General features: G+C 36.8%; 7 protein-coding genes. All 7 read left to right on the plus strand.

Features of this window, described 5'->3' with window-relative positions:
- Positions 1-2: 2 nt before the first annotated feature.
- From ACFSQS_RS01690 to ACFSQS_RS01720, 7 genes are read left to right on the plus strand one after another with little or no spacing between them, the layout of a single operon-like run.
- Positions 3-1,046: a 6-bladed beta-propeller gene (locus ACFSQS_RS01690; RefSeq protein ID WP_388013104.1), complete on the plus strand. Its 1,044-nt coding sequence runs from the start codon at positions 3-5 to the stop codon at positions 1,044-1,046.
- Positions 1,043-1,831: a chitobiase/beta-hexosaminidase C-terminal domain-containing protein gene (locus ACFSQS_RS01695; RefSeq protein WP_388013107.1), complete on the plus strand. Its 789-nt coding sequence runs from the start codon at positions 1,043-1,045 to the stop codon at positions 1,829-1,831. The genes ACFSQS_RS01690 and ACFSQS_RS01695 overlap by 4 nt, the downstream gene beginning before the upstream one ends.
- Positions 1,812-3,971: an FN3 associated domain-containing protein gene (locus tag ACFSQS_RS01700; protein ID WP_388013109.1), complete on the plus strand. Its 2,160-nt coding sequence runs from the start codon at positions 1,812-1,814 to the stop codon at positions 3,969-3,971. The genes ACFSQS_RS01695 and ACFSQS_RS01700 overlap by 20 nt, the downstream gene beginning before the upstream one ends.
- Positions 3,972-3,996: 25 nt before the next feature.
- Positions 3,997-6,321: a GH92 family glycosyl hydrolase gene (locus tag ACFSQS_RS01705; protein ID WP_388013112.1), complete on the plus strand. Its 2,325-nt coding sequence runs from the start codon at positions 3,997-3,999 to the stop codon at positions 6,319-6,321.
- Positions 6,322-6,340: 19 nt separating this feature from the next.
- Positions 6,341-8,569 (plus strand): GH92 family glycosyl hydrolase, encoded by a 2,229-nt coding sequence (locus ACFSQS_RS01710; protein WP_388013115.1) that lies wholly within the window; start codon positions 6,341-6,343, stop codon positions 8,567-8,569.
- Between the two features lie 3 nt (positions 8,570-8,572).
- A complete protein-coding gene (locus ACFSQS_RS01715; RefSeq protein ID WP_388013118.1) occupies positions 8,573-10,795 on the plus strand; it encodes a DUF4838 domain-containing protein in 2,223 nt (740 codons plus the stop codon).
- A gap of 7 nt (positions 10,796-10,802) precedes the next feature.
- Entirely contained in the window at positions 10,803-11,657 is an 855-nt protein-coding gene (locus tag ACFSQS_RS01720; protein ID WP_388013121.1) for an endonuclease/exonuclease/phosphatase family protein, read from the plus strand.
- Positions 11,658-11,659 lie beyond the last annotated feature (2 nt).

Genomic DNA, 11,659 nt, shown 5'->3' on the forward strand with positions numbered 1-11,659 from the left:
CTATGAGCCGCAGACAATTTTTAAAACAGTCGTCATTGTTTTCATTGGGTATATTAAGCTATCCTATGTGTGGCAACGCTTTACAATTCGGTTCTAAAAACGATGTTATTATTGGGCACAATTCACATCGCTATAAAGTCAATATGAATTGGGGGAATTTAGATGCGTTAAAAACACCCGTAAAGGATTGCCACGAAATGGTTCAAGATTCAAAAGGACGCATTGTTTTGCTTACCAATCATACTAAAAACAATATTATTATTTATGATAAATCCGGTAAACTCATTTCAACTTGGGGCACAAAATACCCTGGTGGTCACGGGTTGACTTTGGTTAAAGAAAACGGCGAGGATTTTTTGCTGATTACAGATTACGAACGCCACCAAGTTATAAAAACTACCATAGACGGAAAAGTGGTTTTTGAAATGGATTACCCCTCAGAAACAGGAAAATACAATAGCAAAGAAGAGTTTAAACCTACCGAAACAACCGTTTTAGAAAATGGCGATTTTTATGTGGCCGATGGGTACGGAAATCAGTACATAACACATTACAATTATAAAGGGGAACTGCTCAATATTTTCGGCGGACGCGGCACAGAAAACGGTCAGTTTTTAAACGCCCACGGTATTTGTTGCGATTATAGAAATAAAAACAATCCATCACTTTTAATTTCGGCCAGGGAAATGAATGTGTTAAAAAGGTTCGATTTAAAAGGTAATTATTTAGAATCCATTCCAGTTCCGGGTGCATTAATTTGCCGTCCGGTAATTCATAAAAAAGATATTTATTTTGCGGTGCTAAAATCTAAGATCGCACCTAATAGCGATTCTGGTTTTTTATTGATTATGAACGAAAAAAACGAGGTTGTTTCGTGTCCCGGAGCAACCTTTCCAGAATACAAAAGCAATGGTTTAGAAGAATTGTATCAAACCGTAAGATTGTTTCAGCATCCGCACGATGTTTGTGTTGATAACGATGAAAATATATATGTGGCACAATGGAATTCGGCTCAAACCTATCCTATAAAACTAACGCGTGTATGAGATTGTTAATACAATTATGCTTGGTGTTTTGTGTGGCGCTTAGTTGCAAACAGCAAACCGAAACCGGGTTTTTAAAGCAAAATACCATTAGTTTGGCACAACCGCGGGTAATAGCCAACAAAACACTTATAGATTCTTTTGTAACCATTTATGCGATGTTAAAGGTAGATGATGTGGTTATCCGTTATACCTCAAATGGAGAGGAACCCAGTTTAAATTCGGAAAAATACAAGCAACCCATTCAAGCTTCAAAACCCGGAATTTACAAATTCAAAGCCTTTCATAACCATTGGAAACCCAGTAAAGTTACCGAGGTTGAACTCTTAAAAAAAGGCATATCTGCCGATGCTGTTTTATGGCACTCTAAAGCTTCAGAAAAGTATAAAGGACAGGGTGCTAACACTGTAATTAACCAAACCAAAGCATCTTTAAAATTTACTGATAACCAGTGGGTTGGATTTGATACGACCGCAATTTCAACCATAAAATTCAATAAAAAAACCCACATAAAATCGGTTACAATAAGTTATTTAAACGATTTGACTTCATGGATATTCCCTCCCGAGCGTATTACGATATTTATCAATAACGATTCAAAAAAAGAACACATTTTAAAACCATTGAACCAACTAGTTGACAGAAAAAACGAAACTGTAAAAATTCCAATTGAAACAGAAGTTTTATCATTGAAAATTCAAATAAATAATCTGCAATCTATACCGAAATGGCATGAGGGAAAAGGACAAAAAGCATGGTTGTTTATAGATGAATTTATTTTTAACTGATGCCTATAATTTGAAGATGATTAAAAACTTAAAAACACAAATTATTTTTATTGTATGTCTCTTGGCTTTTAATGCTGTTTACGCTGAAAACCCTGAAGATGTCCCAAGATTTGTATTGGCATTGGGGCGTTTCCATCCATTAATTTTACACCTACCAATCGGCGCGCTCTTGCTTACTTTTTTCTTGGATGTTATGGGCAGATTACAAAAAAACTACCCTAAAACCACCATAAAATACGCGCTTGGGTTTTCATCATTTTTTTCAATTTTAGCCTGTATTTTAGGCTACTTTTTATCATTGGAAGGCGGGTATTCAGAAGATGTTTTGAATATCCATTTCTGGACCGGAATAGCTTCCGCTATTTTGATTTCCTTACTATTTGTCTTAGCAAATAAAAAGGGAAAATTAATAAAAAGATTATTCTTTCCGCTCTTTGTAATCACTATCATTGTAATAAGTGTTGCGGGGCATTTTGGAAGTGTTTTAACCCATGGCGATAATTTTATTACAGAACATTTAAAACCCTTGCCAAAAGTAAAAACCATAACACATATAGACAGTTTAAATATGTACGACGATGTGGTTTTAAAGATATTCGATAATAAATGTATTGAATGCCATAACAGCTCTAAAAGAAAAGGCGAATTGGCATTGCACACCAAAGAAAGTATATTAAAGGGCGGAGAATCTGGCGATGTATTAACCTTGGGTAATGCCAATAATAGCATGTTGTATAAACATATTATGTTACCAATTTCAGATGAAAAGCACATGCCACCAGAGGGAAAGCCCCAACTTACAAAACACGAAATTTGGTTGATAGAATATTGGATAAATAAGAGTGCCGATTTTAATACTAAAGTTGTTGCTCTCCCCAAAAACGATACTTTAAACACATTGCTCAACACCTATTTGGTTTTCAATAAGAAGAAAATTGAAGAGGCTTCTTTAAGTGATATTCAAACGGTTGAAAGTGTTGGTTTTTTAGTCAGGAAATTAGTACCAAATCAACCAGAATTATGGGTAAAATTCAATAAAGATAGCATTACTAAAAACGCCATAAAAGCCTTATCAAATTTAAAAGAGCAAATTGTAGAATTGGATTTAGGCAATTCCAAACTAACAGATGCGATGGCTTCTGAAATTAAAAAACTAAAAAACTTAGAGAAGCTAAAGCTGAACAACACACCTATTACAAACAAAACCTTGTTGTATTTAAAGGATTTAAAAAACCTTAAAACATTAAATTTAGTTAAAACAAAAGTAAGCTATAAAGGTTTGGAAAATCTTTTATCGACAACGGATTTAGAACGGGTTTTTGTTTGGGAAACCAGTATAACCAAAGCTAGGGCAGCTAACATTGAAAATAAATTCAATGTGAAACTAAATAGCGGTGTAATTGAAGGCTTTGTAAAAATAACCCCAATTAAATCACCAACATTGCTTACAAAAAACACATTGTTTACTGATACTTTATCCATTCGGCTGGATTCAAAATTAAAAGGCGCCAAGGTTTTTTATACGCTTGATGGCACCCAGCCAGATTCAACTTCATTGGAATATAAAAATCCTATTTTAATCTATTCATCAACAACTATTGCCATAAAAGCATACAAAAAAGGTTGGTTGCCCAGCCAAACCACAACAGAGCATTTTATAAAAGTAACCCATAAAGTAGAAGATTACTCTATTGTGCACAAACCCGAAAAACAATATTATGGGCCAAAAAAATTATTTGATTTCAAATTAGGCTCCGAAAATTTTAAAGATGAAAAATGGAATGGCTACCTTGGTAACGACTTAAACACCACATTAAATTTAGGCGAAGAAAAAACAGTTAATACCATTACGGTTAATTGCTTAAGTCGATCAAGAGATTGGATTTTATTTCCTAAAAACATTCAAGTATATACATCTTCAAATAAAAGTACGGGGTTTAAGTTAGTGGGAACAGTGCAAATTGTTGAAGATGAAAAAAATGAATCGACAAAAATAAAAAAGTTCAATATTAAAATGCCCGCAAATACCAAGGCGCAGTATTTTAAAGTCATAGCAAAAAACCCAAAAGTTTTACCCAAATGGCATGAAGGTGCAGGAAATCCGCCCTGGATTTTTGTGGATGAGATAATAGTGTGGTAAATTTGAAAAAAAAAGAATGTAAAGAATGAAACTTATTGTTAAAAGTATTGTAATAGTTTGTGTAAGCCTTTTAATGGCTTGCGAAAAAAAAACCAACACCATTGCTAAAAACACAAGCACCAAAGCACTTATCGATTATGTGAATCCTTTAATGGGTACAGATTCAGAGTTTAGCTTATCCAACGGAAACACCTATCCAGCCATTGCAACCCCGTGGGGCATGAATTTCTGGACGCCACAAACGGCCAAAATGGGCGACGGATGGGCTTACAAATACGACGATTATACCATTAGGGGCATCAAACAAACCCACCAACCAAGTCCTTGGATTAACGATTACGCAGCTTTTTCGTTAATGGCGGTAACGGGCGATTTAAAATATAAAGAAGATGAGCGTGTTTCTTATTTTTCGCATAAAGCAGAAGTAGTTAAGCCCAATTATTATAGCGTCTATCTCGCAGATTATGATGTAACGGCCGAGGTTTCTCCAACCCAACGTGCGGCGCATTTCAGATTTACATTCCCAGAATCCGATTCGGCATATATCCTGTTAGACGCTTTTTTTAAAGGTTCCATGGTAAAGATTATTCCCGAAGAGCGAAAAATTATTGGCTATTGCCGTAACAACAGTGGCGGTGTGCCAGATAACTTCCACAATTATTTTGTTGCTGAATTCGATAAGGATTTTGAGCTAAACCATACTTGGGGCGACGATTGGAAACTCGTTGAAAACTCAACAAATAATGAAGGCGAACATGTGGGCGCCATCATCGGTTTTAAAACCAAAAAAGGCGAGCAGGTTCATGTAAAAGTAGCCTCTTCATTTATTAGTCATGAGCAAGCGGCATTAAATTTAAAGACCGAAATTGGTAACGATGCCTTTGAAAATACTAAGGATAAAGCTAGAGCGGCTTGGGAAAAAGAATTACAGAGAATCGTTATTGAAGACGATAACATCGATAACATAAGAACATTTTACTCTTGTTTATACCGCGTTTTGTTATTCCCACGAAAGTTTTTTGAATACGATGCCAACGGTAACGTGGTTCATTACAGTCCATACAATGGCGAGGTTTTACCGGGTTACATGTTTACCGATAACGGGTTTTGGGACACCTTTAGAGCCGTATTCCCATTTTTTAATATGATGTATCCCGAGCTAACTACCCAAATTATGGAAGGTTTGGCAAACACCTATAAAGAGTCTGGATGGCTGCCAGAATGGGCAAGCCCCGGACATCGCGATTGCATGATTGGTTCAAATTCTGCCACTATTGTTGCCGATGCCTTTTTAAAAGGAAACATGAATAAAAAAGATGTAGATGTCTTGTTTGAAGCTGTTTTAAAAAATGCAAATGTGGGCGATGGTCGTCCGGAAAATTCTGTTGGTCGTGCCGGTTTAAGCTATTACAACACCTTGGGTTATGTGCCTTACGATGTGGGTATTCATGAAAATGCCGCACGAACATTAGAATATGCGTTTGCCGATTTTACCATTGCAAAAATGGCTGAAAAATTAGGGAAACAAAATCTGGCTAAGGATTTTTACAACAAATCCAATAACTATAAAAATTTGTTCGACCCGTCAACAAACTTGATGCGTGGCAAAAATGAAGATGGCACATTTCAAACACCATTTAATCCTTTAAAATGGGGCGATGCCTTTACCGAAGGAAACAGTTTGCACTATACTTGGTCGGTTTTTCACGATACCCAAGGCTTAATTGATTTAATGGGCGGCAAAGCAAATTTTGAAGCTAAATTAGATGAGGTTTTCGATATGCCACCAGATTTCGATGCCTCGTATTACGGATTCACCATTCACGAAATCCGCGAAATGCAAATAGCCAATATGGGCAATTATGCGCACGGTAATCAACCCATTCAGCACATGATTTACCTTTACAATTACGCCAATGCATCGTATAAAGCACAAGAAAAAGTAAGGGATGTGTTAACTAAATTATACAGCGCTACACCCGATGGGTATTGTGGTGATGAGGATAACGGGCAAACATCGGCGTGGTACGTGTACAGCGCTTTAGGCTTTTATCCGGTAACACCCGGAATCAATCAATATGTTATAGGCAGTCCGTTGTTCAAAAAAGCGACCCTTCAGTTGGAAAATGGAAACACCTTTAAAATTTCAGCCCCTAACAATTCAAAAGACAATGTTTTTATAGAAGGTGTTTTATTGAACGGAAAGCCGTGGAACAACAGTTTTATCAATTTTGAAGATATTCAGAATGGCGGTCATTTGGAATTTGATATGAATAGTACACCAAATAAGGACTGGGCCAACAAACCGGAAAACACGCCGTTTTCAATGAGCAAATCAGTTAAAGAGTAAAAAAATATAACAGATTATTATGAATAAATACAGATGGCTATTGGTTTTTGCAATCGGATTTTTGTTAAGCAGTCAAGCACAAAACCCCGTCGATTATGTCAATCCGTTTATAGGCACATCCAATTTTGGAGCCACAAATCCAGGAGCCATCGCACCAAGGGGAATGGCAAGTGTATCGCCTTTTAATGTGGCGGGACCGCAAAATTTACCACTTGAAAAAGATAGCGGTTGGTTATCCAATCCGTATGTTAACGAAAATACGTTTTTAACAGGTTTTTCCCATGTGAATTTAAGTGGTGTGGGCTGCCCCGATTTGGGTGTTATTTTAACGATGCCAACCACGGGCGAGCTTAAAACCAATCATTTAGAGTATGGTAGTACGTATGATTTTGAGCTTGCAAAACCAGGTTATTACAGCGTTATGTTATCAAAATATAAAGTGAAAACCGAGGTTACGGCTACAACACGTGTTGGTGTGAGCAAGTATTCATTCCCCAAAGGGCAATCTAATATTTTAATCAATTTAGGATTGGGTTTGACCAATGAAGAAGGCGCCACGGTTAAAATCGTATCGCCCACCGAAATTGAAGGCATGCGCAACGTGGGGTCGTTTTGTTACTATAAACCAGAAGAATCCTATCCGGTGTATTTTGTGGCCAAATTCAGTAAACCTGCCGATGATTTTGGCGTATGGAAAACACCGAGAACCTATGAAGGCGTGGAAGCACAGTGGATGCCTTACAACGGAAAAACACGCTTGTACAAAAATTACCGAAAAGAAGTAATCGGCGATAGTATTGGAAGTTATTTTACCTATCATTTTGAAAAACCTACAGAAGTAGAGGTAAAGATAGGCGTGTCTTACGTAAGTATTGAAAACGCCCGGGAAAATCTTGAAAAAGAAACCCAATCGTTAACCTTTAACGAGATTTATAAAAATACCGCTTCAAAATGGAACGATTTATTGTCTAAAATAGAGGTTGAAGGCGGCACAAAAGACGATAAAACTATTTTTTACACGGCATTGTATCACACTTTAATCCATCCCAATACTTTAAACGATGTTAATGGCGAGTACCCAACCATGGCAAAACGTGAAACGGCTAAAACCGAAGGCACGCGATTTACCGTGTTTTCATTTTGGGATACTTACAGAAATCTGCATCAATTGATGTCGTTGGTCTATCCGAAGCAACAATCGGATATGGTAAAAAGCATGCTCAATATTTACGATGAAAGCGGTTGGTTGCCTAAATGGGAACTCAATGCCACCGAAACCACAACCATGGTGGGCGATCCCGCGGGCATTGTTTTGGCCGATACTTATTTGCGCGGTATTCAGGATTTTGATATTGAAAAAGCCTATGAAGCCATGCGAAAAAGTGCCACACAACTAGAAAATAACCCATTGCGCCCAGGCATTAAAGACTATATTGAAAAAGGTTATTTAACCACAAAAACCACAAAAAGCGGCTCGGTTTCCACCACGCAAGAATATAATATCAGCGATTTTGCCCTAGCGCAATTGGCGAAAACATTGGGTAAAAAGGAGGACTATAAAATGTTTTCAAAACGCTCGGTGACGTACAGAAATCTGTTTGATAAAGAATTCAATTTATTACGCCCCAAAAACGATGATGGCTCATGGCTTTCGCCTTTTAACCCGAATAAAGGTGCCAATTTCGAAAAGAATTTAGGCTTTATTGAAGGCAATTCGTGGCAATATACCTTTATGGTGGCACACGATACCGAGTATTTAATCAAACTTATGGGCGGTAAAAAAAACTACGTTGCAAAATTGGATGAGGTTTTTGATAAAAACCAGTTTGATATGGCCAACGAACCCGATATTGCCTATCCGTATTTATACAATTATGCCAACGGCTACGAGTGGAAAACCCAAGAGCGCGTTTCGCAATTAATTGATGAATATTTTACCAATAAGCCCGCAGGTTTACCCGGAAATGACGACACAGGCACTATGAGTGCGTGGTTAATTTACAGCATGATGGGAATTTATCCCGTATCGCCCGCAGACCCTATGTACACCATAACTACACCGCGATTTGATAAAATAACCATTCATTTAGATACCCAATATTACAAGAATAACACATTGATAATTGAGAAAAATGGCACCGGTAAATTAGAGTCTTTTACAATCAATGGTAAAACCAATAAGTCCTTTTTCGTGAGCCATGAAGCACTTACCAATGCGCCAAAAATTCAGTTTAATTTAAAAGAATGATGGATGTTTAAATCGTTTAACGCATATTTATCGAAGGCTGTTCATTGCTTGTTGATTGTGATTGTATTGTTTTCTTGCGAAGACAAAAACATCACTTTAGTCAATAATGGAGCATCCAATTATGAGATTGTTTTTTTGGGTGAAGCCACTCAAAGCGCATATCAATCTGCTGAAACTCTTCAAGAGTACATTCAAAAAATTTCAGATGTTTCCATAGACATTGTTGACGAAAGTTCTCAAAACACGAATAAACATAAAATATATGTTGGTCATAATTCAGATGAAAATCTAAGCAAACATCAAATTCAAATATTATCCGACCAAGAAAATATTTTTATCTCAGGCGGTTCAGATGAAGCTGTTAGTGATGCGGTTTACGAATTTCTCGAACGGTTTTTAGGCTGTAAATGGTACGCGCCAAATGTTGAGGATGTTCCAAAGAAATCAACAATCAGTTTAAACAAAAATTTAAACTACACCTACACACCACAAATAACAACCCGAACAGTTCACTCCAGATTGTTTTACGAAAACGAAAAATTTGCAGCGCAACATAAAGTAACCACAAAGGCATTTCCGTATTACATGCCATCGGCAAGAGTGCACACGTTTAATAAGTTTGTTCCCGAAGAAAAATTTTACAAATCGAACCCAGAATATTTTGCGCTTCGCGGAAACAAACGCTTGCCAACTCAATTGTGTTTAACCAATGCTAAAGTGCTGGATATGGTTAAAGACTCGGTACAGAGTTTATTTAAACAAAACCCTGAGGCTTCGGTGATTTCGGTAAGTGGCAATGATAATACCCAATTTTGTGAATGCGGAAATTGTAAAAAAATAGATGACGAAGAAGGCAGTCATGCCGGTACCATGATTCGTTTTGTAAACGAGGTTGCAAAGGCATTTCCAGAGAAAACCATTTCAACTTTAGCCTATCAATACACCAGAAAACCTTGTAAAACAAAGCCTTTAAAAAATGTATTGATTACTTTATGTTCTATTGAATGCGACAGAAGCGCGCCAATTACCCAAAAATGCACCGATTTTGCCGATGATTTAAAAGGCTGGAGCAAGCTTACCGATAACATTAGAATTTGGGACTACACCACACAATTCACCAATTTTTTAGCGCCATTTCCTAATTTTAATACGCTACAGCCCAATATTCAGTTTTTTAGAGACCATAACACCAAATGGGTTTTTGAACAGCACAGTAGCAACCCGAGCGAGTTGTTCGAATTGCGCTCTTATGTGATGGCGAAACTGCTTTGGAATCCCGATGCCAATGTCGATGATATCATCACGGAATTCACCAATGGCTATTATCACGAAGCCGGTCCTTTTGTAAAATCTTATGTCGATTTAATTCATAAGGAACTCAAAAATTACCCGGATTTTTTCCTGTTTTTATATGGCGATCCGTCGCAAGCCTTTGATGCCTATTTAAATCCGGATTTATTAAAGCAATACGTCACTTTTTTTAATGATGCCGAAAAAGCGGTAGCCAATAGACCAGACATTTTAAAGCGAGTAAAAGTGGCTCGATTGAGCATTGATTATGCGGTTTTAGAAGCGTGTAGAAAAAGTGTTTCTGAAGATTTTACCATTACCGAAACCACTAAAGCTTTGGTTGGAAATTTCATGTCGGTTTGTAACGAAGCCAATATCAACCTAATGAACGAGATGGGTTACACGGTTACGGATTACGGCAATGCCTATTTAAAATCTATTGAAGTGGCTTTGCAACCCAACATAGCTTCGGGCAAAAAAGTAACGCTTTTAACCAAGCCAAAAAAGTATGCCAATGAGGATCCGCAGGCATTAACCGATGGCGCTTTGGGCGGCAGTAATTTTTATTCCAATTGGTTGGGTTTCGAGGGCAATCATTTAGAGGCTATTATCGATTTGGATGAAAAAAAGGAAGTGAAATCCATTTCAACAGCCTTTCTGCAAGTTACCAATCATATCGTGTTTTTTCCTAAAGAAGTAACCTATTACGGTTCGGTTGATGGGAAAAACTATTCAAAATTAGGAACGGTTTTAAATCAATTTCCGCTAAACAAAAAGAGCAAAATAAACGATATTCAGTATTTTGATTTGAAAATAAAACCATCTCAATGGCGGTATTTAAAAATTAAGGCAGAAAGCTTAAAACATGCTCCGTATTGGCACCATGGCGCAGGTTTACCATCGTGGATTTTTGCAGATGAAGTAATTGTAAACTAACGAGAAAATGTTTTTTAAAAAGCTGTTTTTAATATTCGTAATAAGTGTTTCGTGTTCCACATTAGCGCAGTCTTATAAAGTAATGACCTATAATTTAAGGTACGATAACCCCAACGATGGCGAAAATAAATGGTCGTTAAGAAAGAATTTTTTAAGTAATCAAATCGCGTACAATAATCCGGATGTTTTCGGAATACAAGAAGGTTTGCATCATCAAGTGCAGTTTTTAGACAGTCTTTTTGTTGATTATGCTTATATTGGAAATGGACGTGATGACGGCAAAACAAAAGGTGAGTACAGCGCCGTTTTTTTTAATAAAAAAAAATTCAGTGTTTTAAAAGACGGGACATTTTGGTTATCGGAAACGCCCAATAAAGTTTCGGTTGGTTGGGATGCATCCATGGAGCGTATTTGCACGTACGGCTGGTTTGAAGACAAAGTAACAAAGCAACAGTTTTTTGTGTTTAATACACATTTTGATCACATCGGGAAATTGGCAAGAGCTAAAAGTGCGGCGTTGATTCTTGAAAAAACAAAAGCTCTGAACCCCGATAATTTGCCTGTAATCGTTATGGGGGATTTTAATTTAAAACCTGAAAAAGAACCTATAAAATTGCTTTCAAAGGCTTTAAATGATTCTGAAAAAGTAAGTATAGCAAAACCTTTTGGGCCAACGGGAACCTTTAATGGTTTTAAGTTTAACAAGCCGGTTTCAGATAGAATCGATTATATTTTTACAAGTAAACAAAATATTAAAGTACTAAAATATGCGGTGTTAAGCGACTCAAAAGATTGTAAATATCCGTCCGATCATTTACCCGTTATCATTAATTTAAAATTTATAACCTCTCAAAATAATTAATA

Origin of the sequence: Gelatiniphilus marinus (assembly GCF_042684345.1) — a bacterium.
Lineage (GTDB): Bacteria > Bacteroidota > Bacteroidia > Flavobacteriales > Flavobacteriaceae > Gelatiniphilus > Gelatiniphilus marinus.